This is a genomic window from Sphaerospermopsis sp. LEGE 08334 (genome assembly GCF_015207205.1).
Taxonomy (GTDB): Bacteria; Cyanobacteriota; Cyanobacteriia; order Cyanobacteriales; family Nostocaceae; genus Sphaerospermopsis.
This window is the reverse complement of sequence record NZ_JADEXH010000064.1, coordinates 1-23,498: the sequence shown is the minus strand read 5'-3', so window position 1 is coordinate 23,498 and position 23,498 is coordinate 1. Positions and strand designations below refer to the sequence as shown.

Below are 23,498 nucleotides of genomic sequence, written 5' to 3'. Positions count from 1 at the left end.
CAATAAAGGCTTTACTTTGTGTGTCCATAATTTTGTTTTACATTGATACGTAATTGTTCAAACCCTAAGTTTTAATTGACTGTCAATGTAGTTAAATTATGCTACTTTTTGAAGTGCGGAATGTGGGATGATAATACTATTAATAGTTTAAATATTCCTAACTTTGGAAATTTCCTCTTTATATTTTCTTAACAATTACTTGAGAATTATTTTTATTTATCCACGATCTTGCAATACTTTCGGCGATTTGCTATAATTTTTCAAAATTTCATAATCGGGGCTTAGTATGTCATTTAGTAAAAATAAGGTTTAGAGATAGCCAAAACCCTTGATTTTACGTTATTTGAGAAATGCTCAAAATCTGCATAGAGAAAAAAGCAGTGATTTCGTAAACTTTTTTTCGGGTGAAATGAGAGGTTGATTCATGTCTTGTAAAAAGGTGGGTTGACAAAATAGACATTCTATGTATCAGGGGTGAGTGAGAGTCAAGATCAACAGTGGGAAGCGATACATAGCCAGATCCCCAACTTTTTCAAGAAGTCGGGGATCTATTCGCTCTCTCTTTATTCATATTTCAAAAATCATAATTCATAGATTATAAATGGCGAATTTTTTGGATCTGTAATTTATTGATAAAAACAGATATCTTGCTTTCAGGTTTGACACCAAATTAAAGTAATTAGAAAATTGCAAGAGGTAAGGAAGTAGAGAAATAAATTTATTATAATTCAAGATAATTCTATATTTCCGTACCTCTGTTTTTTCTACTATTACTCTTGTGATGTTGGTAATTTAGAATTAACTAAATTGGTAAATTCTTCCAAAGAAGTAATCGTAATTGATGATACAAATAATTCTTCTAAAGCGGTTAGATCATCAACATTCTGAATATTTTTGCTCAGTATTTCGGGAACATCACCAAACTTGACTTGTAGAAGTTTAATAATATCTTGCTGGCGAGTTCTTGCAATGAATAATTCTTCAGTAGGGGTTAAAAAAGGCATTTCTCTCTCCTTTTCATACTCAGTTATTTTCGTGAGCAATTTTTGTTGTAATTCCTGAGTTAATGACATCATTTTGTCAATAAATCTAAAGAGGTTTTCAATATCATATCTGCTTAAACCTCGCTCATATAAACTTCTAATTAATGTCCATTTCCACTGCTCCCGATCTGTGAGTTTGTTGGTAGTAGTTTTGGTTTTTAAATGTGCCATTACTAATATAGCAAAGAGATTGCTGCTTTGCTCTAGTTCTTCCCATTTGTAATCTATGAGTTTGACTGTATCAAACTTACACACAACCTCACTCCTACCTAAACCGTATTGATAACTATTAGGTCGCCATGTTTTGCTTTCATCTCCTAATATGGCTAAACTAACTACTGGTTTATGGTATAAATCAAAGGAACGGTAGTTATAGATATACATTCTTTGGGAAAATTCTTCATCGTATTGACTTTGTACTTCGATGTGAATTAATATCCAAATTTCTGTGTTATCTAGTAACCACACTTGATATAATTTATCAGCATAGCGTTTTTCTTTGTTTGCTGATGCTGTAATTTGTTCTAGTTCTTTGTCTAGGGAAATTGGTGTTTTACTCCAGTCTATTTGTTGGTAAATTTGGGGATAAAAGAAGCTGATAAATTCTGGAAAGTATTTTTCTATTGCTCCTTTCCATGCTTGATCATAATTTGCTGTTGTTGGGTTCATGTTTAGGCTTTTTAGTTTTTTTATTCCCTGGTTAATTGTATTTGATACTGATGTATTAATCATTATTTTTATGATTTTTTAATTATCTGATTGTGTAGATGTAATATCTAAATGGCGATCGCTATGAGGCAATCATCCAATTGATACAGATATGAATCTATGTTATAATTAATTTGTTATAGATATTTGAAAATTATACAAATGGAAATTACCAAGCTATCAAGTCAAGGTCAAGTTACTATTCCCCAAAATTTAAGAGAACAGTATCAGTGGCAAGATGGTCAAGAATTAATAATAATGAAAGTTTATCTAATTCAACAGTGAAAAAGCCTGATTTGTAAGATTTAATGGTTAAAGCGATCGCTTTAGTGAGTTACCGATAACGCATTTCCAAAGTATAACTAAATGGCGCATCATTGATAAATTAGAAATATTGAATTATTTGCATTTACAATTTATTTACAAAAACCGATATCTTTGTAGGGCTTTAGCATTCATTTGGTTACACTCAATCAGGAAGAACATATTTCTAATTGGAATAAGGACAGAGATTTTATCTTGCGTCTTTTACCAGATGATTGTTTACGTTACTATCAATTAGTCACCTAATTATTATCTCTATCAATTTAATTTCTATGAGTGAAAATGAGCTAGTCTCTTTGATGTATAGCTCCATTTTACTATGTCTATAATTTTATTTTTATCCTGTAAATATTAGTCTATTTTATGATTTTTCTCTTGAATATCTTCTTTTGTTTATCTGTTGACCTCTCCAGTGCTGTTCATTCTTATTGATTCTTATTGAGAATAGGTTTTGATGAGATTTTTGGTGATTTACTGTTTCTCGAATGCTTTTTTCACTGTATATGTCTGTTTTTACGCTAACTTTGATTTTTCATCTCCGTAATTTCCCTCTGGGACAGTTTGGGGTGCGGAATGTGGGTTATATGAAGGTAATTTAATGGTTTTAAAAACTATTACCGTCTTAATCGCCAAAAATTATGATGGTGAAGTTGCTGATTTTTTAGCAGAAAATACTTTACATATTACCCAGCAAATGCAGTCTTATTTTCAAGAGACCTTTAACCGTTTATCACCAATAGAACAACAAATAGTATTACAACTGAGTAAATTTGAAAACCTTATTTCCAGAGAAGAATTAAGACAAAGGTTAAATTTATCTTCTGTTGATTTTAATAATGGATTACAATCTTTACAACAACGGTATTTAGTGGTTAAAATTAAAGAAGATAAAGTGATGTTTTCATTATCTTCCGTTTTTCGGGAATATGTGATAAATTACTGTAAAGATTGAGCATCATTCATGTATCAATACTCAAAAATACTATCAAAAATTTCTCGCTTGATCCTAAAATTAACATCCCTAATTTTTTGGTACAATATATCTAAATCCGAAATATTAATCTTACCATCTAGTTGTAATTTACGAATTATTGCTAAAGTTCCTTTAACGTTTAATCCTAAATCTTATTGCTTCTTTTCTAGCAGCAAAGTCATCTAAAATAATATAATCTGGTTGTAATTCTACCCCTAAAGTAATAGCTTCAGACTCTCCTATTCCTAAGAACTCATTTAAACAATTAGCTAGAGAAACTACTTGTACTTTTTGTACTGTTAATTTATTTTCGCTGATTAGTTTATTAATATGTATGGATGATTGATCTTGTTTAGCACTGATTTCTTCTTTAACACTTTCTGGTAATAAAAATTCAGCTTCCACAGTCAGAAATAAATCAAGAAAATCTAACCGAGATAAAAAAATTAAAGGGGAAGAGTTAAAAACTATTTTCATGATCTTTACCAGTTTTTTTCTATAGCAATATCGTCAACGGTAAGATATGAAAAATCTATTCCCATTAATTCTAAAATTTTCATAAATATTTCTGTATCCATTTCCATAATTTCGGCTGCTTTATGTAAACTAATTAACCGAGATGTTAAAGCACCAAGCACAAATATAAATCTTTCTTTCTGTTCTATACTCTGAAATAATTGCACCTGAGAAGCAATTTCTTTAAAGGTAGTTTCGTAATTCATTTATTTGCTACTCGTAAATCTTTGAATTTTCTGATTTTGGATGATTTGATGTCATTATTAGCCCCCTCTCCACATCAGAAAGGGGGTTAAAAGTAAAATTAAGCCGGATAAATCCTTAATCTGCGATTTGGTTCTTCACCAAAACTGTGAGATTTAAGCCGATAATGTTCCACCAACTCATGCTGCATTTTCCGCACCTGAGCAGAACGGGGTAACAACTCCACCGGTTGACCTTTAGGAATCACTATTTGCTCAACCGCAAGTCTCGCTTCCTCTAAAGCGTCCATTTCGTCATCACTGCCACTGTGCAAAAACAGTTGCAACTCCTGATCATCGGTAATTTCCGGCTCGTCAATGTTCAACAACCGCCGCAAACCGCGAGTAATTTGAGGAATAGTGCTGGACTTAATCACATGAATAGGAACATGACGCGCCTTAGCCATTTGCCTTAACTTTGCGTGGTTTTTGACGTGCGATCGCAACGCCAAAATAGCATCAGCACTATCTATATCTTTTGTCAAGACCACAGGCAAACTTAACACCCCAATCACCTGTTCCAACTGGTGACGACTCACTCCATAGGGGTAAACGTGCAAAGGCAAATCTTCCCCATTGGGACCTGGTGATTTAGTACGACCGAAATCAATACTTTCACCATAATTCAAAGACTCATCTAACAAGCGGTCAAACTCGCTGCGTCCCGTTACCCGTTCCCTTTCCACAGACAAAGGAGGTAAAGCTACCATTTGACCAGAAGCACGCCAGCCATTAACTTGTTTAACTGCGGGAAAAGACTCATCCTCACTAGCAATATTACCACCGCGACCATTAACCACAGATAACTGTCTAGTAATAGACACCTTACCCTTGTCGTCCACAGTGCGCGTTTGTGGGTTAGCTTGACGACCTCTTAACAGAGTATCAACGGTATCAGACACGCTTTCGTGTACTACCCAGCGTTGTCTCTCCAACATTTCCACAGCAATTTCAAAGGTGGGAGGCGCTTTGCGTTCCAACACCGTTTTTTGTGAACCGCGTCTTCTCGCTTCGTCATCTCCTAGCGTCACCGCTTGAATACCCCCTACCAAATCAGAAAGAGTGGGGTTTTTGATCAAGTTTTCAATTTGGTTTCCGTGGGCAGTCCCCACTAATTGTACACCCCTCTCCGCAATTGTACGTGCAGCTAAAGCTTCCAATTCTGTACCAATTTCATCAATGACAATCACTTCTGGCATATGGTTTTCCACTGCCTCAATCATCACCTGATGCTGTAATTCTGGTTTTGCTACCTGCATCCGCCGAGCGCGACCAATAGCTGGGTGAGCAACATCACCATCCCCGGCAATTTCATTTGAGGTGTCAATTATCACCACTCGTTTATTCAATTCATCTGCCAACACACGGGCAATTTCCCGCAAAGCAGTAGTTTTACCTACACCGGGACGACCAAGCATGAGAATTGATTTACCAGTTTCTACCAAATCGCGGATCATGCCAATAGTACCAAATACCGCCCGACCCACACGACAAGTCAAGCCAATAATTTTACCATTGCGGTTGCGGATAGCACTGATTCGATGTAAAGTTTGCTCAATACCCGCCCGATTATCTCCACCAAAGGTTCCGACTCGTTGAATACAATCATCTATTTGTGCTTGAGTGACAGGGGATTCGCTCAGATACTCAGCAGCATGAGGAAAGCGAGCTTCTGGGCGACGACCTAGATCCAAAACCACTTCAACTAAATGATCTCTTTTAGGATGGTTCTCTAGTTGCTGTTGTAGGTCTTGGGGTAAAATGTCCAGTAACTTTTGCAGGTCTTCTGTAATCGTCATGCTTTCTATGGTGGTGACGTTTTTAGAGATAACGAATGAGCAATTTAACGCTCTTACTGTGACTTAATCTGAGAAACGAGAGAATCAGCAAGTTTTACAGCTTGCCAAAGTAATTTCGGTTCATCTTCAAGGCGCAGACTTGCCTTAACACCAGTCGAACTCACCTCCTGATTTTCCAACTTGTCAATAACTGATGACAGCAACACACGAGCATAGCTACCATAAGCCACACCAGCAATTTTGGATTTTGGATTTTGGATTTTGGATTTTGGATTGTCATTTTCTAATCCAAAATCTAAAATCGGCAATCTAAAATCGTTTAAAAGTCCCATTGCCTTTAATTTAGGAACTGTGTAGCTATTAGTACCCCCAGCTAACTGCACATATCCCGGTAGATTTGCTGCCAAAACTTTTTGTCCTAATTTTATCGCTGCTATGGTAGTACCATCACCGATATCACCACTCATAGAGCGCCCGTCTGTTTGCCAAATCAAAGTTTGGGGACGGGGTGAAATTAGATCATAAATTGCTTGTAGGTAATCAATTAAACCATCACCATCATTGCAACTGATAGCTAATAACTTTAATTGATCTGCCCAAGGAGCGATGTTTTGCCACAAACGCTGAAACTCTGCCAAACGCCCTATTTTTGTATGAATTTCAATGGCATCTATTCCCGTTGACATGATCAATGGTGCGATCGCTCCCGGCGTTGACAGATATGATGCTGTATCAATTATCTCATAAGGACAGGCAGGAATGCAACGCCCACAGCCATAACATTTTTCGGCAATAATTCCTGAACAGCTATCTTTTTGATTGTTAAAAACTATAGCTTGTGCTGGACAAATTTTTTCACAGGGTCTATGGCAATCTGGTGAACAATAAATAGGATTAAATTGGGCTTTTCTAAAATGGGGATCTTCTCCATCGTTGAGGCTAACCATTAACAAGGGCAAATGGCCTGAAAAATTAAAGCCTCTCGCTTGAGCATCTTTAACAAGAGTTTTAGCAACCAGTAAAGCTTCCTGAGCCGCATTAATTACAGCCGGATCAGCAGCAACATCTATGCAGTCAGCACCCGCCAAGGTGTAGGCTAAAGTTAAACTTCTGACCGCCGGTAGATGTTGGAAACTGGCTCCACAAATCAGCTTAAACCAGTTACCTTGTTTTAGGGATTGTAAAGGGGCTAAGAGTTTGGTCACTCTTCTATTATGCTTTTTTTGCCATCAAAATTGCAGCCCCTAATCAGGAAAAAATCCAATTTTTTTATCTGTCGTTTTTAGGCAGTGGGCAAGAGGCTGTAGGTTTGGCGTAATTTATAAGAAAATAGGCTGAAAACCCTTGAGGTTAAGTTTTGGAGCTTGGTGGTCAGTGAGCTTGTCGAACTGCGGAAAACTCAGCCGTCTTTTGTGCCGTTAAGAAACTTTTTGGCAATGTTTCGATATTATCGCCAACTTTTATCAGTTTCCCGGCTTCTGAAACAGCTAATCTGGTATTTACACTCAATTTATAGAAGTGATTAAACCTCGACGCAGCTACCCATGATGGCAGAGTTGCCTGACGTTTTTGTACAAATATTTTTTGAAAGTTGGGGTAAGTTTCACCCAAGTAAGAATCTCGTGTTGGGACTATACAACGTTGACAGGGGTTGACTCCCAAAAACTGCACATCTCCCACTTGAAATGATACAGGTTCTCCACTGTCCGTAAACAGCCTATCTTCCCAAAACGCTGGTACATCACCAATCTCAATATTTGCACGCAGTCGTCGGCGTATTTCCTCCACACTCACCCCAGGAAACCAAGCAGCCACTTCCCCTAAAGTTGCTGTACTAATCACCGTGGGTCCTGGTGAGTCTGTATCATCAGGAAAACCCATCTTGGTGTTTTGTCTTAATGTAACAGCAAAGCCAAAAAATTCGCTTAACTTTGCTGCTAGTTGTTGCTGTTCTTGTTCAAGATGAAAAACCTGGTATGAATTGCTATTAGGAAATTGAAGATGAACAACTCTTTCTGTAAGGGAAAAATTGGCACGCAAGGAATGAATTTTGGCATGGCGTTTAGCATTGACAAATTTACCCTCTGCGTTAACAATGGCAAACTCTCGGTCATACTCAAATGCGCCACTTGATAAAATTGTAGCTTTTTCTACTTCTACACCATCGAGTGACTTAATCGGATATAACAAAATCTTTGATAAATAGGCCATCTTTAAAAATTAAAAATGTAAGAGGTAATTCATGAATTACCTCTACCTTAATCATATTTGCTGACTGCTGACGGCTAACCACTATAGCGGTAGGATTTTTTAAGGGTTTGTCAGTGGATACAAAGGAGACTTATCAAGACCGCCAATTTTATTCAGAGGCCAAAAACGAATAACAGCACGACCAATAATATTTTTCCGTGGTACTAAACCCCAACAGCGTCCATCATAACTACTACCACGATTGTCACCTAACACTAGGTATGAATCGGCTGGTATGGTTTGCGGTTTCGCTAAGAAAGGAGGTTGAGATCCTGATGCACAAACATCCACAACAGTACGGGATGAGGGAAATAAATATTGTTCTTCTGGCAGATATTTTTTATTAATATATACTTTGCCGTCTTTAAGTTCTATTTTTTCTCCTGGTAAACCTATAATGCGTTTAATAAATGCATCGTGGTATTGTTCTCTCTTAAGTTCGTCCGTGGGTGAAAATACAACTATATCCCCTCGCTGTGGGTTAGCAAATTTATATGTCACCTTATCGACAATAATCTTATCAGCTTTCCATTGGTCCTGTACACCGTGCAGCGTCGGTTCCATTGACCCTGTAGGAATCCAACGCGCTTCAGCGACTAGGGTACGAATTCCCAAAGCTAGAAAGACGCTCAATATAACAGTTTTGCCTAGCTCGACGATCCAGGAATTATCAGGTTGTTGGCTAGAGTTTTTATCAGACACTTGATTTTGCATGAAATTACTGAAATTTAGGGTAACAGACAAGCACTGAACTGATGAGAGAGACTGTGATGTTATTGTTATTTTAATATTTTAACTAGACAAGTGATTTTTCCTAATAAATGTTGATATGGGTTGCTAGAAGTTTGTGACTGAGCAGAAAATTAATTTTCTTTTAACATATAGGAGAAGATAAAACTGATAACTGTTAACTGTGAACTGATAACTGATTAAATTTATGTCATCTGCTAAAAGTTTACTGATTCGCCAAGCACGCGTGATTTTACCCAATGGTGAGTTTATGATCGGGGATGTGCTGACCCAAAGCGGTAAAATAGTCGAGGTAGCGTCAGAAATCTCTAATGCCACACCCACTCAAGAAATAGACGCACAAGGTTTAACTTTGTTGCCGGGAGTCATTGATCCGCAAGTACATTTCCGCGAACCAGGTCTGGAATACAAGGAAGACTTGTTTACTGCTAGTTGTGCTTGTGCTAGAGGCGGTGTCACCTCTTTTCTGGAAATGCCGAATACAAGACCTTTGACAACCAGCCAGTCAGCTTTAGATGACAAACTAGAAAGGGCTGCCAATAAGTGCTTAGTTAATTATGGCTTTTTTATTGGGGCAACGGGCGATAATTTAACAGAATTAGTTTCTGCCCAACCAACTCCGGGTATTAAGATTTTTATGGGATCTATGCACGGTCAATTGCTGGTTGACCAGGAAACTGTACTAGAGCAGATTTTTGCTCATGGTAGTCGTTTAATTGCTGTTCATGCAGAGGACCAAGCGAGAATTAACCAGCGTCGTCAAGAGTTTGCTGGTATTCATGATCCGGCTATTCATTCCCAAATTCAAGATAATCAAGCTGCTTTGAATGCGACACAATTAGCATTGAAGCTTTCTAAAAAATATCAACGACGGTTACATATTCTGCATATGTCAACGGCTGAAGAGGCCGAGTTGCTACGTGAGGATAAACCGAGTTGGGTGACTGCGGAAGTGACACCACAACATTTGTTGTTAAATACCAGTGCTTATCAAACTATTGGCACATTCGCACAGATGAACCCACCTTTGCGATCGCCCCATGATAATGAAGTTCTCTGGCAAGCTTTACGAGATGGTGTAATTGATTTTATCGCTACTGACCACGCACCGCACACTTTAGAAGAAAAAGGTCAAACTTACCCGAATACTCCTTCAGGTATGCCCGGTGTCGAAACTTCCCTACCTTTAATGTTAACCTCGGCAATGGCAGGAAAATGTACTGTTGCCCAAGTTGTGAACTGGATGTCTAAAGCAGTAGCTACCGCTTATGGTATTCCCAACAAGGGAGAAATTACCCCTGGTTACGATGCTGATTTAGTTTTAGTAGATTTAAACACCTACAAACCAGTAAAGCGGGAAGAAGTTTTAAGTAAATGTGGTTGGAATTCCTTTGAAGGTTGGAATTTGACAGGGTGGCCTGTGACAACTATTGTTGGTGGTGAAATTGTTTATGATCAAGGAAAGGTAAATACGGAAATTCGCGGACAAGCTTTAACTTTCCTGTCGTAAATAATAGTTTTTTCCCAAAAAATTAAAAAATTAAAGCGAATTTATTTTGCACAGACTCGCCGAAAGTAGATTATTGGTAGATGCACTTTCTGAAAAGCTAAATTTTAAACTGCTGATGAGTACCTGTATAAATTGGCATCCAACCCTCGACAGTTGTGAAATAGCGTATTACCTTAAAATGCAAAGATGCTGAGAAACTACACCAGTGTTCTACTCCGGCGGGAATGTGTAAATAGTTTTGTGATGTAATTAACAGTTGTACTTGAGTGCGATCAGGTTTCACAAAACTATAAATTATTTCTCCTGCTAACAAATAAATAGCTTCCGCAGCATTATGGGTGTGATAACGTCCATAAGTTGCCATCCAAGTTTCCAAATTTGGCGAACCAGGATGTATATTGAGTAAATCACTCCACAAATAACCATTTTCTTGCTGAAGGAACTCAAACACACTGTTATGAAGTCCTACAATATGACGCTTCTCAGTATCCGTTACTGTTTCCTGTTCCATCAGTTCTGGAAAAAGTAAAGATGTCCCCGGATCATAATGTCTGAGTTTAATACCTAGAGGTTCTAACTCATGAGCGATCGCACTTAAATCACTTTCCGTTGTTCCGTCTTCCAGTAATAAAATTGCCATGATAAAATACTAAATCCTCTGTTAAAAACAGTTTACTGAAAATTGTCTCAAAAAGCCACTATTACCGACCGATAAATGGGTGTTTTTTAATATACTTTATAAATATAAAAAGGTAAGAAGTCAGGAGTCAGAATATTTTAGGACTTACACACAAGTCACGGAATAAAGAACCACAGAGACACAGAGAACACAGAGCAACATGGGTTTGACAGATATTTTGCGTGAGTCCTGCTTACAGAAAAATTCATTACTTGATTGATGCTTCATGCTACCATTAACAGTATCATAGTACAAATAAACTATATTGTAACCATTGTCAACAAATGTCTGACCTGATTTTATTTTGGCATCGTCGAGATTTACGTATTTCCGATAATACAGGACTAGCAGCAGCTAGAACACAAACTGCAAAGGTAGTAGGTGTATTTTGTTTAGATCCTGGCATTTTGCAACAGGATGATGTTGCACCTGCTAGAGTTAGTTACATGATTGGTTGTTTACAAGCATTGGAACAACGATATCTTCAAGCAGGTAGTCAGTTATTAATTTTACATGACAATCCAGTGACAGCCATTCCTCAATTAGCTAAAGCCTTAAATGCAAAAGCAGTTTTTTGGAATTGGGATGTTGAACCCTACGCACAAATACGGGATAATGATGTAATTTCATTATTAAAAGCAAAAGGTATTCAGACACTTGAGAAAAATTGGGATCAATTATTACATTCACCCGATGAAATTTTTAGTGGTTCAAAAACTCCCTACACAGTTTATACTCCCTTCTGGAAAAATTGGAGTAGTAAACCTAAAAATAACCCAGTTGCAACTTTAGAAAACTGCGAAAATTTAACAGATGCAGAACAGGAAATAGCTAAAAAAACAGGCACAATTAATTTACCTTCTGTAAAAGATTTAGGTTTTAATTGGGATGGGGAATTAATAATTGCACCAGGAGAAACAGCAGCACAAGAAAAATTAGATAATTTCATAAAAAATGTCATTAAAGAATATGATGAACAAAGAAATTATCCTGCTGTTGAAGGAACATCTTTATTAAGTCCAGCTTTGAAATTTGGTGTTATAGGAATTAGGACAATTTGGGAAAAAACTACCGAATTATTAGCAGATACTAACAGCGAAGAAGTCACCAATAATATTATATCTTGGCAGAAAGAATTAGCATGGCGGGAATTTTATCAACACGCCATGTATCATTTTCCAGAATTAGCTGAAGGTGCATATAGAGAAGTTTTTAAAAACTTTCCTTGGCGAAATAACGAAAAACATTTTCAAGCTTGGTGTGAAGGAAAAACCGGTTATCCTATAGTTGATGCAGCCATGCGACAATTAAATGAAATCGGCTGGATGCACAATAGATGTAGAATGATAGTAGCCAGTTTTTTAACCAAAGATTTAATTATAAACCCCCAATGGGGAGAAAAATATTTTATGCAGAAACTCATCGACGGTGACTTATCTGCTAATAATGGTGGTTGGCAATGGAGTGCATCAAGTGGCATGGATCCCAAACCATTAAGAATATTTAACCCAGCTAGTCAAGCACAGAAATTTGATGCTGATGGGGAATATATTCGCCAATGGGTGAGAGAATTAAAATCTGTAGATACAGAATATTTAATAAGTGGAAATATTACACCCTTAGAACGTCGTGCAGTTGGTTATCCTGCACCAATTGTAGATCATAAAAAACAACAAGCTTTGTTTAAACAATTGTATCAAGAACAGAAAGCTGGTACAGATTAATTTTTATTTTTAGAGGGGAAGGATATAAACATTAACCATCCCCCACACAAAACATACACAGAACTTACTCCAGTAGCAATAATTAAACCTCTAAAGTGACAGTTTTAGCAAATGGCTACAACATACCTTGTACTTTTAGCGATAAAACTTAACTTTTCTTTGCGTCTTTGCGGCTTTGCGTGAGATATTCTAATAACTGGCACAATAAACACCAAAATATTGTAGCATCATAATCAAAATATAAGTATCTACTGATACGGTTGAAACTTATGTCCTCATCCCGTGATCCTCTGATCAATATTGAACTGAGAATACCCAGTTCCCATCCTCAGTTATTAGAAGGTTTAGATATTTGGTTGCGTCTGGGTTTAATATCTGATGCTAAAGTTAGGCAAATATGTCAAACTTACCTAGTTTGTGCTGTAGTTTTACAAACACAATTACAACCACAAATAGAATATCAACCGCAAGAGGTATTGACAACTTATAGCACATTAAAACCATTCATTGCCACTTTACCCCCAGAACCACAAACACCACCTCAACCTAATTTTATCACCTCGATGTTGCAATCATTAGGTGAAGAATTAAGTGTGAGATGGTTATTATTTTTAGGAGTATTTTTAGTCGTTTTATCTTCTGGTGTCTTAGCAGCAAGTCAATGGGAAAAATTTCCCGCTATTGGACAATATGGAGTTTTATTAGCTTATACTTTAACATTTGGTGGTTTTACTTTCTGGGCAGGTAAACAAGATAATTTAAAATTAACCGCACAGACATTATTAATAGTCACTTGGTTATTAGTGCCTGTGAATTTTTGGGCAATGGATAGCTTCAATTTATGGAATAATCCTATTAATTGGGCAGTGTTAGCTATTGCTTCTCTATTTCTATCAACCATTACAATTTTACTTGCTAAAAATCGCACAATTATTAATAATTTTCCATCAGGGAAATTACCATTTTTAAATATTCTCAGTTTAAGTTATTTACATTGGGGTTGGAAAATATCAGGTTTTCCCCTAATAGCTGTTTATATAGCAATGGTAGGAACAACCTTAATTACAGTTTATCAAAAACTCAAACAACCAAGAGAAAATATCAACATACAGGATGATAATTGGGGCATAGGAATTTATTTTGCAGTAATTATTTATGGTTTATTAGGATTATTATTTAGAGCAATTTTTGTCGCTGGTGTTAATATCACTCAGTTAGGTTTAGCTATTGGTATTTGTGGTTGGTTAGTAGTTTGGTTATCAGCCAAAAATTCTACTTCTACCCCTTCCATTGCTGCTATTTGGGAAAAAATAGGCGTAATTTTATTATTTTTAGGTTGGTTAGTTTCAGTCTTCACCCAACCAGAACAAGCAATAATTATCAGTGGTTTAAGTTTATGGGTTTTTAGTCAGCGTTTACAAAGTCAAAATTCAAAATTTGATTTTACAGCTATTTTCTTTATTGGGTTACAAACAACTTGGTTAGGTTGGCGTTTAGTACCTGAACAATTACAGCAATTTATCATTAATACAGCAACTTATCTGACAACTTCCCAAAACCAACCTTTAGCATTATTGAGTATTGCTTTATTTCCTTATTTAATATTGATGTTAGTTTTCACAGAAAAATTGCATCATGATGAAAAAGAAGAATTAGCCATTTTTGGTAAACAGCTAACCCTATTATTAGGGGTTTGCTTAACAATGTTTGCTTTAGTAAATTCCACCTTATTAACACACAATCTTTTATTTTCTACCATTACTTTAGCTATCCTTACTAAACGCCATGCTTCTCTTCCTCATTTAGTTTATTTAACACACACCACAGGAATTTTAACAGTTTTTTCTGCTATCAATTGGTTATCACCAAATTTGAATCAAGAAATTTGGGCAGTAATTTTGTTAACTTTCATGGTTGCCGAATGGTTATTTAGTGTCGGTGCAGGAATTTGGAAACGTAGTGCTTGGTATATTGGTTTAGCACTTGCTACCTTGAGTTTTACCTGGTTACTTTTCAATGTCCAATCATCATTTTATAATGTAATTGACACCTCTAAATATTGGGGAGTTATTTGGTTAATTACACCTTTAGCACTCACAGGTTTAGCTATTTGTATTCATGAAGAAGAACATCGCACTGTTAATACTTTTTTGAGTATTTTATCTGTCATAACTGCCCAATTTCTAACTTTACCTTTAACAGAAACAAGATTAATTGGTTTGGGTGTATGTGCTGGTGTGATGTTTGTGAACACCCGCTATTTAAGAAAGCAAGAAACTGCTGCTTTAACCATCGGTTTTGGACTGAGTTTTATTGCTGCATTATTGTGGAATATACCAAATTTAGCATTATCAGTTTGGTTTTTAGTTGGTGGTTTTGCTATCTTTACTTTATGGTTAATTCGTACCTTACTTTTAAGAAAAAATACGGAATTAACTCTTATTTATGCAGCAGCGAGTGATAAATGGGCTATTGTATTATCTACCATAGAATTAATAGGAATTACACTACATTCATTCCTTGTTTATACAGGAAATAACAATGCTGAAATTTTATATTTTTTAGCTACATCAATAACTTTAGCCGCCATTATTTATCGTACTTATCAACAACCAAAGAACTGGGCATTTTATAGTATAGGTTGGTGTTTAGAATTATTAGTTGCGGAAATTTTAGGTTTTGGTGAACCATCAATTATTAAAATAGGAATTGCTAATATTGCCTTGGGTTTAACAACTCAATTATTTGGAGAATGGTGGCGCAGAAAATATCAAGCACAATATCAAACCATACCTCAAAGTTTCCATATTTTACCCATCATTTATGGTGCATTTAGTTTAATATTAAGATTCAATACATTTACAGACTGGACAGGTTTATATAGTTTAGGGATAGCCTTAATTTTAGTTGGTATAGGACGCAGAAGAGAAGAATTTAAACCATTACTTTATTTTGGCATCATTGGGATCTCAATTTCTGCTTATGAACTGCTATTTTATCAAATGTATCAAAGTACAGGAGGTGCATTAGGAGATGGTTTAATAGCCATGTCAGCATTAGGAACTAGCATCATGTACGCTTACCGTATCCTTTCCCCTTGGTTAATAAATTATTTTTGTCTCACACCAGGAGAATTAAAAAATATTGCCCATTTACATTGGTTTTGGAGTAGCATTTTATTATTAGCTGCTGTCACAGTTCCCATAGAAATTAACCTTTATGCAGCCATAGGAACAGGAATATTTTTAACCCGCTATGGAATATGGCAAGGAAGAAGAAATAATATTCAAGAAAATGTTCAAGAACCTGTAGAAAATGTTAGTAATATCAGTAAAGATGAAATTTGGGTTTATCTAGGTTTATTAACAGCAGGGATAACAGGTATTTATCTACAAAATTTACCCATAAGCAGCTTTTTAACTCAACAGTTAACACCTTGGAACGGTGCGATCGCTTGCATCATAGCCTACTTCCTCTACATCATACCTTGGGAAATTTTAGGTTGGACAAAAACACCGTGGCAACGTACATCATACATCCTACCATTAATCATCATCGGAACAACCCAACAACAAATTTATCCTCTCACCTTAATTATTGCTGCTTTCTACTATATCTTCCTGTCAAAAATAACCAGACAAATTCGCTTTACCTACATTAGTGTATTCTTAATAAATTGGGCATTATTTAAATGGTTCATTCAACTAAACCTCACAGATAGCTTATGGTACATCACACCCATCAGCTTATCAATATTATATATTGCCCAAATAGACCCACAATTAAAACCACAGGAATTTAAACAACTACGTCATTTTATCAGAACTATTGGTAGTAGCTTAATGTGTGGTTGGACAATATTATTTTATCAAAATTTACCTTACATACCCGGTATTTTTAGCCTCATTGCTATTTTTGCCGGACTAGCTTTAAAAATACGTGCCTTCCTTTATATTGGTACAGCAACCTTTATCACTACCAGCATTTATCAATTAGTAATTTTCAGCCTCAGTTACTCCTTCTTAAAATGGATAATTGGCTTATTAGTAGGCATTCTTTTAATTTACATAGCAGCCAACTTTGAAACCCGACGCACTCAAATTACTTCATTACTTCGCAGTAGCATCGAGAAATTTCAACAATGGGAATAATGAAAATTAAAAATATCCCTAACCTCTCACAGAAGTTAGGGATATATCTTAACCTGGCTTTCTCTCTTTGCGTCTTTGCGTCTTTGCGTGAGAAAAAATAATTCCTTCCTACTACAAATACAACGACTTAACCCACTCCCATTCTTTTGCTAAACCCTCCCTCAAAGAAACCTGTGGACAATAACCAAGAATTTTTCGCGCCTTAGAAACATCAGCAGCAGTATGACGCGCATCACCCATAGCCTTTTCAATATGGTTGCGCTTAATAGACTTACCAACAATTTCTTCCATCGTATCCAAAACTTGAGTTAAAACCACCCTACTACCACCACCAATATTAAAAATTTCTCCCACCGCTTCCGGTACAATAGCAGCAGCTAAGTTAGCAGCAACCGCATCACTGACAAATGTAAAATCTCGCGTTTGCTTTCCATCTCCATAGACAGGAATAGCCTCATCCTGCAAAACAGCTTTGAAAAACTTATGAAATGCCATATCTGGTCTTTGTCGTGGACCATAAACAGTAAAATACCGCAAAGAAACAAAAGGCACACCAAAATTTTTATGATATAGTCCACACAACCTTTCAGCCGCTAACTTAGTAATACCATAGGGTGAAACCGGTTTAGGTGGAATTTCCTCATGAGTTGGTAAAGTTTCCGCATCACCATATACACTCGATGTCGAGGCAAATACTAACCTTTTCAGGTGGGGAGCATCCTTGGCAGTTTCCAACAAAACCTGTGTAGTGTTAATATTCCGTTCCGTATAAGCTCGAAAACCCTGACCCCAGGAATTTCTCACCCCAGCTTGTGCCGCTTGATGATATACTATTTCCACATCCTGAAAAAGTTTTGGCAAATCTAAAAATTGAATATCCCCTTCCACCAAAGTGAAATTCGGTGAATTTTCAAAAGTGGCAATATTTTTTCGCTTTAAGTGTGGATCATAATAATCATTAAATTCATCAATGCCAATTACCTCTTCTCCCTGTTGCAATAAGGTATTGACCAGGTGAGAACCTATAAACCCGGCAGCCCCAGTAACGATAATTTTAGTCATGTTCCTTATTGTTTGAGATATTTATGATTTTTTTCATCAACTTCATTCTAACTGTTAATAAGTTAAGCTAAGTTGTGATATATTTTTAACTAGTTATTTTCTTTTTACTAAAAAACCACAAAACTTTATAAATATTTTCCAATTTTATTGGATTGTATTTTGTTTAACTTAATCAATAATTTCTCTCCATTCTTTTTTTCCCATTCCCCATTAAGACCCTTGATTCTTAGGATAATTAGTGAAAAAATTAATCTGCGAGTAACTTTGTGGCATTCGCACTTTGACAGGAACGCACGAGGAAATAAGTGAAAGTTTTAGTTGTCGGTAATGGGGGACGTGAACACGCTCTAGCGTGGAAACTGCTACAATCAGATAAAATCGAGCAAGTTGTCTGTGTACCCGGAAATGGCGGTACTGCAACAATGGAGCGTTGCCAAAACTTGCCCCTAGCGGTAAGTGACTTTGAAGGCATAGGCAAATTTGCTGTAGAAAATGGCATTTCTCTAGTAGTTGTAGGTCCAGAAGTGCCTTTAGCAAACGGTATTACAGACTATCTGCAAACTCAAGGACTAATGGTATTTGGTCCAAACAAAGCCGGAGCGCAAATAGAAGCCAGTAAAGCTTGGGCTAAAGCATTAATGCAAGAAGCTGGAGTCCCCACAGCTAAAGCGGCAGTTTTTCAAGAAGCAGCAGCAGCTAAAGCTTATGTACAAGCAGAAGAAGCGCCAATTGTTATTAAAGCTGATGGTTTAGCAGCTGGTAAAGGTGTGATAGTAGCCCAAACCGTTGAACAAGCAGAAACCGCCATAGATGCCATTTTTCAAGGACAGTTTGGCAGTGCTGGTAATTTTGTGGTTATTGAAGAATGCTTATTAGGTCAGGAAGTTTCTGTTTTAGCATTAACAGATGGGTTAACCATTCGCCCCTTGTTACCTGCTCAAGATCATAAACGCATTGGCGAAGGCGATACTGGAGAAAATACCGGCGGTATGGGAGTTTATACCCCTACACCTATCGCCACACCTGAATTAATGGCGCGTGTGCAAACAGAAGTTTTAGACAGAACCATCACAGCTTTAAGAAATAGAGGTATTGACTACCGGGGAGTTTTGTACGCTGGTTTAATGGTTGCAGATAATGGCGATTTTAGTGTTTTAGAATTTAACTGTCGCTTTGGCGATCCAGAAACTCAAGTCATTTTGCCTTTGTTAGAAACACCCTTAGAAGATTTAATCTTAGCTTGTATCAAGCAACGTTTAGGCGAAATGCCTCCTCTGGCTTGGAAACCAGGTGCAGCAGCTACAGTAGTCGCCGCTTCGGGCGGTTATCCTGGAGACTATGAGAAAGGCAAAGTCATCACAGGTATTGAGGTAGCAGAAACAGCAGGTGCAATAGTGTTTCATGCTGGTACAAAGCTGAACTCAGACCAACAAATTGTCACAGACGGTGGTAGAGTTTTAAATATTACTGGACTGGGAGAAAATTTCCAACAAGCGATCGCCCAAGCTTACACTGGAATCAAACACATTCAATTTTCAGGAATGTACTACCGTCGAGATATCGGTCATCGTGTCTTGAAAACAAAGTGATACAGCACTTTGCAGATAAATGAAGTACACAAATTAACATATCAATATAATAAATCTTGTGGGGTGGGCAGGATTCCCACCTTTGTGTACCTGCGATATAAAACCTAGACAAAGCTAGACTTTACTTTCTACTTCAACGGGAGCATGGGAGCGGTTATCCCTCTGTAGACTTTCACGCTGTAGCCCAACGCGATTGTGTTCCAATTAAGTTTCTGAAAAAAACTACCACCATCATTGCTTGGTTTTCGCGTCGGCAATAGTCTCAATTCAATACTTGATATCACCGTATTATATATCAAGTAGTTGATTTTTTCCGGAAAATATATTGATTTTTGTCAATATAAGTAGGGTTTGCTGAAAAAGTCTTTCCGTGAAGGTAGGGAACTCTTAACAGGGAACAGGGAACAGTTTCAAGAGTTGGATGGGAGCGATTTTTCCTTGGCATCAAACTTAAATGCAAGGTTTTTAAGTTTCCACCCCGTAAAAGCTTGCACTTTTTTGATTTGAAAACGGCTCAAACCCTTTACCTGTAATCTTTTTATGTTTATTCAGCAAGCCCTAAGTATAGTTTTGTCTATGAAATTGTCAACTTAGGACAAGCTCATTCAGATACAATAGACTGTAATTTAGCAGGTTAGTAGGTTTTCCATCTCCCCACCACTTCCTCTTCCCAATTTCTCCCTAACAGTTAGTAATTTTATGGACAAATGTCTTCAAACTACTTTGACCAGTGTTATCATCCGGAATGGGCAAACCGCAATACCCCCTATCCCTAAGCTAAAAGCCGCTGGGACTACTTTTGTACTTCTCCTAATTGTTTTGATTGCCTCGTATCAACCGCGTTTTCTTGCTCTTGCACCTAGGCTTGACTCCTTTTTTAGCGATATACGCAGGAAGCTTGTAGTAGCTGGACTTTCACCCCTCGATTTGATAGTCATTAGCTCTTGGAGATTTATCTGTATTTTACCATCTTTGATGATAAAAACTATGAATATTTATAACACCTTTTTTGAATTAACTGTTAATTTTTAAATGGTTGGGACAGAAAACCAACAACTACTAACAGCTATAGATAAATATATTTAAGATGCTGGCTTTTTTCACAACAATCCGCAACATCATCACCCATTGGTGGTATGAATTCACCCTCCAAACCAAACTCCTAGCAGTCGCCACTCTTGTTGTTTCCTTATTTATGAGTGGCCTAACTTTTTGGGCAGTAAACACCATTCAACAAGATGCACGTTTGAACGACACCCGCTTTGGTCGTGACCTGGGACTACTACTAGCTTCTAACGTTACCCCACTTATCGCGGAAAACAATCTTACAGAAGTAGCCCAATTTTCCCAACGTTTCTACAGCAGCACATCTAGCGTCAGATATATGCTTTACGCTGATGAAACCGGGAAAATCTTTTTTGGTATTCCTTTTTGGGAACCCGAAGTAGAAAACTCCCTCACCATCAAGCGCAAAATACAACTACCAGAAGATTATCCTGGTGATGATGACCAGCCAATGGTACGCCAACATAACACCCCAGATGGTCTAGTCACAGATGTATTTATTCCCTTAATAGAGGATCAAAAATATTTAGGCGTGTTGGCTATTGGCATCAACCCCAACCCCACAGTAGTCATTTCCTCTAACTTTACCCGTGATGTCACCATCGCTGTATTTATCACAATTTGGGTGATGGTTATTTTAGCAGGAGTAATTAACGCTTTAACCATTACAAAACCAATTAAAGAACTATTAGTAGGCGTTAAACAAATTGCCACAGGGAATTTTAAACAGCGAATTGACCTACCACTGGGAGGGGAACTAGGAGAGCTTATTTTCAGCTTTAATGAAATGGCAGAGCGTCTAGAACGCTACGAAGAACAAAACATAGAAGAATTAACAGCCGAAAAAGCCAAATTAGAAACCTTAGTTTCCACCATTGCCGATGGTGCAGTATTAATTGACAACAATATGCAGGTAATTTTAGTCAACCCCACAGCAAGGCGCATTTTTGCCTGGGAAGGAGTTGATGTTGTAGGTAAAAATGTACTGCATAACTTACCCCAAAGCGTACAAATGGAAATTACCCGAACTTTGTACGAAATGGCAGCCGGTGAATGTGAAAGTGCTGAGTTCCGCATCCCCCTCAACCAACCCACCAAACGCACTATCCGTATTCTTTTAACCACAGTCCTCAACCTGCAACGAGAAAGTATTAAAGGTATCGCCATTACAGTGCAAGATATCACCCGTGAAGTAGAACTGAATGAAGCCAAAAGTCAATTTATCAGCAATATTTCTCACGAACTACGCACACCATTATTTAATATCAAGACCTATATAGAAACACTCCATGACTACGGTGAAGACTTAGGAGCAGAAGACCGCCGCGAATTTCTCGCAACTGTAAATCATGAAACCGACAGACTTACCCGCTTAGTCAACGATGTATTAGATTTATCAAAACTAGAATCCGGTCGCACTTACAACTTTGATGGTGTTGATTTAGCACAAGCATTAGAGCAGACCTTACGTACTTACCAACTCAACGCCAAAGATAAAGGAATTGAACTGGTCCAGGAAGTCGCCCCTAATTTACCCCTGGTAATGGGTAATTATGATTTATTACTGCAAGTTTTTGGTAATTTAATCGGTAACGCTCTCAAATTCACTCCCGCAGGTGGTCAAGTAGCCATTCGCGCCTACCAGCTAAAGCTTCCCATATCAGAACAAAAGCATCCCCTAGTCAGGCTTGAAATTAGTGATACAGGTATAGGTATCGCCCCAGAAGACCAACAGGCAATATTTGACCGCTTCTTCCGGGTAGAAAATCGAGTTCACACCCTGGAAGGTACAGGTTTAGGTTTATCAATTGTCAGAAACATCATGGAAAGACATCATAGTCAAGTACATTTAGTCAGTGAAGTTGGTGTAGGTACTACTTTCTGGTTCGACTTAGCCATATTTGATGAAGAAGCCGTACCCGCATTGCTGCAAACCACAGGTGACACATCTGAAATAGCAAAGATTTGACGCTTAACTATCAGGACTTACGCAAAATATCTCTCAAACCTTCTTTCTTAGGATGTCAGAGAAATCAATAAACAGACAAATAGTATAGCTATTAGCAGCACTAGACCCTGATATCGTTTGAGCCAGCTTTTAATATTTGTACTCAAACCACTATTATTAGTCTGCTTTTTCAGTTCTAACCGACTCTCTTCCAAGTTTTGATAAAGAGTACAATCTTGAGCATAAGGGCGTTTGGGAAAATTACAGCTATCATCCTGATGATAAACACAGGTTTCACAAAGATAGTCATTACCAACCGCACGATGCAAAGGAATACCCGGATGTCCAAAAGCTTTTAGAGTTATTCGGCAATGAGGACAAGTGATAGCCTGACTATCAATAAGTTGATGACAACGAGGACAAGATAAAGTAGCCAAAACCTGACAGTAAGTAGAAATAGGTTAAACACTTTGATTTTAGCCACTTGGATTCACAAGCAGCGACCCAAACAGCAAATAATGCTGAGTGTTGCATCAAATAGGCTGTAGGCAGCTACTAGCTACTATATATCCCCCATCTTGTGGGATGGGCATCCTGCCCGTCCCTGACAGCGCACTACCAGAAATTTCTATCGAGACAATTTGGATAAGTTATGTCCTAGCAGTCCCATAGAAACTAACCACATCTGGAACAATTAATCTGATTTCCAAAACCCTTTTCCAGTAAGGGTTTCATCCCATCTACAAAAAATCCCTAAAAATTTTTGAAAAAGTAGTTGACACATTTAGAGAGAGTTGTTATATTAAATGAGGTGAGGCAAACGAAGCCCACAACTGAACCGAGACAAAATAATACTTTGAAAGAACAAAGACGACCATTCCTCGTCAAAGAAATTCAACTAACGAATTCTGGCGATAGAAAAGGAATTCGGAAGTAAAACAAAAATAAAAGAGCTAAACAAACTTAACAAAACGGAGAGTTTGATCCTGGCTCAGGATGAACGCTGGCGGTATGCTTAACACATGCAAGTCGAACGGAATGCTTAGGCATTTAGTGGCGGACGGGTGAGTAACGCGTGAGAATTTGGCTTCAGGTCGGGGACAACAGTTGGAAACGACTGCTAATACCGGATATGCCGGAAGGTGAAAGGCTTGCTGCCTGAAGA

Annotated in this window: 17 protein-coding genes and 1 rRNA gene; 8 read left to right on the top strand and 10 right to left on the bottom strand. The window is 37.4% G+C overall.

Annotated features, from left to right (window positions below; translation table 11 throughout):
* Positions 1 to 770: 770 nt before the first annotated feature.
* A complete protein-coding gene (locus tag IQ237_RS24055) occupies positions 771 to 1,712 on the bottom strand; it encodes a hypothetical protein (protein ID WP_194059678.1) in 942 nt (313 codons plus the stop codon).
* 201 nt (positions 1,713 to 1,913) lie between these two features.
* On the opposite strand from IQ237_RS24055, the gene IQ237_RS24050 reads away from it, so the two are divergent.
* Together IQ237_RS24050 and IQ237_RS24045 are read left to right on the top strand one after the other, a co-directional pair.
* Positions 1,914 to 2,036: an AbrB/MazE/SpoVT family DNA-binding domain-containing protein gene (locus tag IQ237_RS24050; RefSeq protein ID WP_194059676.1), complete on the top strand. Its 123-nt coding sequence runs from the start codon at positions 1,914 to 1,916 to the stop codon at positions 2,034 to 2,036.
* A 637-nt stretch (positions 2,037 to 2,673) separates the two neighbouring features.
* Positions 2,674 to 3,027: a hypothetical protein gene (locus IQ237_RS24045; RefSeq protein WP_194059674.1), complete on the top strand. Its 354-nt coding sequence runs from the start codon at positions 2,674 to 2,676 to the stop codon at positions 3,025 to 3,027.
* Between the two features lie 153 nt (positions 3,028 to 3,180).
* On the opposite strand, the gene IQ237_RS24040 is transcribed toward IQ237_RS24045, so the two are convergent.
* The 6 genes from IQ237_RS24040 to lepB form a co-directional block, all read right to left on the bottom strand.
* A complete protein-coding gene (locus IQ237_RS24040; protein ID WP_228020683.1) occupies positions 3,181 to 3,525 on the bottom strand; it encodes a DUF3368 domain-containing protein in 345 nt (114 codons plus the stop codon).
* Positions 3,526 to 3,530: 5 nt separating this feature from the next.
* Positions 3,531 to 3,770 carry a hypothetical protein gene (locus IQ237_RS24035; protein WP_194059673.1) on the bottom strand — a complete coding sequence of 80 codons (240 nt, stop codon included), beginning with the start codon at positions 3,768 to 3,770 and terminating at the stop codon, positions 3,531 to 3,533.
* Between the two features lie 98 nt (positions 3,771 to 3,868).
* Positions 3,869 to 5,605 carry a R3H domain-containing nucleic acid-binding protein gene (locus IQ237_RS24030; protein WP_194059671.1) on the bottom strand — a complete coding sequence of 579 codons (1,737 nt, stop codon included), beginning with the start codon at positions 5,603 to 5,605 and terminating at the stop codon, positions 3,869 to 3,871.
* 53 nt (positions 5,606 to 5,658) lie between these two features.
* Positions 5,659 to 6,810: a circadian clock protein LdpA gene (gene ldpA / locus IQ237_RS24025; protein ID WP_194059669.1), complete on the bottom strand. Its 1,152-nt coding sequence runs from the start codon at positions 6,808 to 6,810 to the stop codon at positions 5,659 to 5,661.
* 166 nt (positions 6,811 to 6,976) lie between these two features.
* Positions 6,977 to 7,816, bottom strand: a complete 840-nt coding sequence (locus tag IQ237_RS24020) for an MOSC domain-containing protein (RefSeq protein WP_194059667.1) — start codon at positions 7,814 to 7,816, stop codon at positions 6,977 to 6,979.
* Positions 7,817 to 7,915: 99 nt separating this feature from the next.
* Positions 7,916 to 8,569, bottom strand: coding sequence for a signal peptidase I (gene lepB, locus IQ237_RS24015; RefSeq protein WP_194059665.1), 654 nt, complete (start codon positions 8,567 to 8,569; stop codon positions 7,916 to 7,918).
* Between the two features lie 223 nt (positions 8,570 to 8,792).
* On the opposite strand from lepB, the gene IQ237_RS24010 reads away from it, so the two are divergent.
* The gene (locus IQ237_RS24010; RefSeq protein ID WP_194059663.1) at positions 8,793 to 10,115 is read left to right on the top strand and encodes a dihydroorotase; all 1,323 of its coding nucleotides are present in this window, start codon (positions 8,793 to 8,795) and stop codon (positions 10,113 to 10,115) included.
* A 97-nt stretch (positions 10,116 to 10,212) separates the two neighbouring features.
* Here IQ237_RS24010 and IQ237_RS24005 read toward each other — a convergent pair whose 3' ends face one another.
* Positions 10,213 to 10,755 (bottom strand): acireductone dioxygenase, encoded by a 543-nt coding sequence (locus tag IQ237_RS24005; protein ID WP_194059661.1) that lies wholly within the window; start codon positions 10,753 to 10,755, stop codon positions 10,213 to 10,215.
* Positions 10,756 to 11,078: 323 nt separating this feature from the next.
* On the opposite strand from IQ237_RS24005, the gene IQ237_RS24000 reads away from it, so the two are divergent.
* Together IQ237_RS24000 and IQ237_RS23995 are read left to right on the top strand one after the other, a co-directional pair.
* Complete coding sequence (locus tag IQ237_RS24000; RefSeq protein ID WP_194059659.1) at positions 11,079 to 12,518, top strand: FAD-binding domain-containing protein; 1,440 nt, start codon at positions 11,079 to 11,081, stop codon at positions 12,516 to 12,518.
* A gap of 269 nt (positions 12,519 to 12,787) precedes the next feature.
* Positions 12,788 to 16,669: a DUF2157 domain-containing protein gene (locus tag IQ237_RS23995; RefSeq protein WP_194059657.1), complete on the top strand. Its 3,882-nt coding sequence runs from the start codon at positions 12,788 to 12,790 to the stop codon at positions 16,667 to 16,669.
* A gap of 111 nt (positions 16,670 to 16,780) precedes the next feature.
* Here IQ237_RS23995 and IQ237_RS23990 read toward each other — a convergent pair whose 3' ends face one another.
* Positions 16,781 to 17,731 carry an NAD-dependent epimerase/dehydratase family protein gene (locus IQ237_RS23990; protein WP_194059655.1) on the bottom strand — a complete coding sequence of 317 codons (951 nt, stop codon included), beginning with the start codon at positions 17,729 to 17,731 and terminating at the stop codon, positions 16,781 to 16,783.
* A gap of 305 nt (positions 17,732 to 18,036) precedes the next feature.
* Between IQ237_RS23990 and purD the strand changes: the two genes are divergently transcribed.
* Both purD and nblS read left to right on the top strand, forming a co-directional pair.
* On the top strand, positions 18,037 to 19,320 hold the full coding sequence (gene purD / locus IQ237_RS23985; RefSeq protein ID WP_194059653.1) for a phosphoribosylamine--glycine ligase: 1,284 nt from the start codon (positions 18,037 to 18,039) through the stop codon (positions 19,318 to 19,320).
* 1,087 nt (positions 19,321 to 20,407) lie between these two features.
* Positions 20,408 to 22,354: a two-component system sensor histidine kinase NblS gene (gene nblS / locus IQ237_RS23980; protein ID WP_194059651.1), complete on the top strand. Its 1,947-nt coding sequence runs from the start codon at positions 20,408 to 20,410 to the stop codon at positions 22,352 to 22,354.
* A gap of 47 nt (positions 22,355 to 22,401) precedes the next feature.
* Here nblS and IQ237_RS23975 read toward each other — a convergent pair whose 3' ends face one another.
* Positions 22,402 to 22,770 (bottom strand): zinc ribbon domain-containing protein, encoded by a 369-nt coding sequence (locus IQ237_RS23975; protein ID WP_194059649.1) that lies wholly within the window; start codon positions 22,768 to 22,770, stop codon positions 22,402 to 22,404.
* Between the two features lie 531 nt (positions 22,771 to 23,301).
* On the opposite strand from IQ237_RS23975, the gene IQ237_RS23970 reads away from it, so the two are divergent.
* Positions 23,302 to 23,498 (top strand): 16S ribosomal RNA (locus IQ237_RS23970); the annotation flags it as partial.

What these genes read in the sequence shown, in the direction of transcription:
- IQ237_RS24055 (WP_194059678.1), bottom strand. Translation starts at nt 1,712, where the DNA reads ATGAACCCAACAACAGCAAATTATGATCAAGCATGGAAAGGAGCAATA.
- IQ237_RS24050 (WP_194059676.1), top strand. Translation starts at nt 1,914, where the DNA reads ATGGAAATTACCAAGCTATCAAGTCAAGGTCAAGTTACTATTCCCCAA.
- IQ237_RS24045 (WP_194059674.1), top strand. Translation starts at nt 2,674, where the DNA reads ATGGTTTTAAAAACTATTACCGTCTTAATCGCCAAAAATTATGATGGT.
- IQ237_RS24040 (WP_228020683.1), bottom strand. Translation starts at nt 3,525, where the DNA reads ATGAAAATAGTTTTTAACTCTTCCCCTTTAATTTTTTTATCTCGGTTA.
- IQ237_RS24035 (WP_194059673.1), bottom strand. Translation starts at nt 3,770, where the DNA reads ATGAATTACGAAACTACCTTTAAAGAAATTGCTTCTCAGGTGCAATTA.
- IQ237_RS24030 (WP_194059671.1), bottom strand. Translation starts at nt 5,605, where the DNA reads ATGACGATTACAGAAGACCTGCAAAAGTTACTGGACATTTTACCCCAA.
- IQ237_RS24020 (WP_194059667.1), bottom strand. Translation starts at nt 7,816, where the DNA reads ATGGCCTATTTATCAAAGATTTTGTTATATCCGATTAAGTCACTCGAT.
- lepB (WP_194059665.1), bottom strand. Translation starts at nt 8,569, where the DNA reads ATGCAAAATCAAGTGTCTGATAAAAACTCTAGCCAACAACCTGATAAT.
- IQ237_RS24010 (WP_194059663.1), top strand. Translation starts at nt 8,793, where the DNA reads ATGTCATCTGCTAAAAGTTTACTGATTCGCCAAGCACGCGTGATTTTA.
- IQ237_RS24005 (WP_194059661.1), bottom strand. Translation starts at nt 10,755, where the DNA reads ATGGCAATTTTATTACTGGAAGACGGAACAACGGAAAGTGATTTAAGT.
- IQ237_RS24000 (WP_194059659.1), top strand. Translation starts at nt 11,079, where the DNA reads ATGTCTGACCTGATTTTATTTTGGCATCGTCGAGATTTACGTATTTCC.
- IQ237_RS23995 (WP_194059657.1), top strand. Translation starts at nt 12,788, where the DNA reads ATGTCCTCATCCCGTGATCCTCTGATCAATATTGAACTGAGAATACCC.
- IQ237_RS23990 (WP_194059655.1), bottom strand. Translation starts at nt 17,731, where the DNA reads ATGACTAAAATTATCGTTACTGGGGCTGCCGGGTTTATAGGTTCTCAC.
- nblS (WP_194059651.1), top strand. Translation starts at nt 20,408, where the DNA reads ATGCTGGCTTTTTTCACAACAATCCGCAACATCATCACCCATTGGTGG.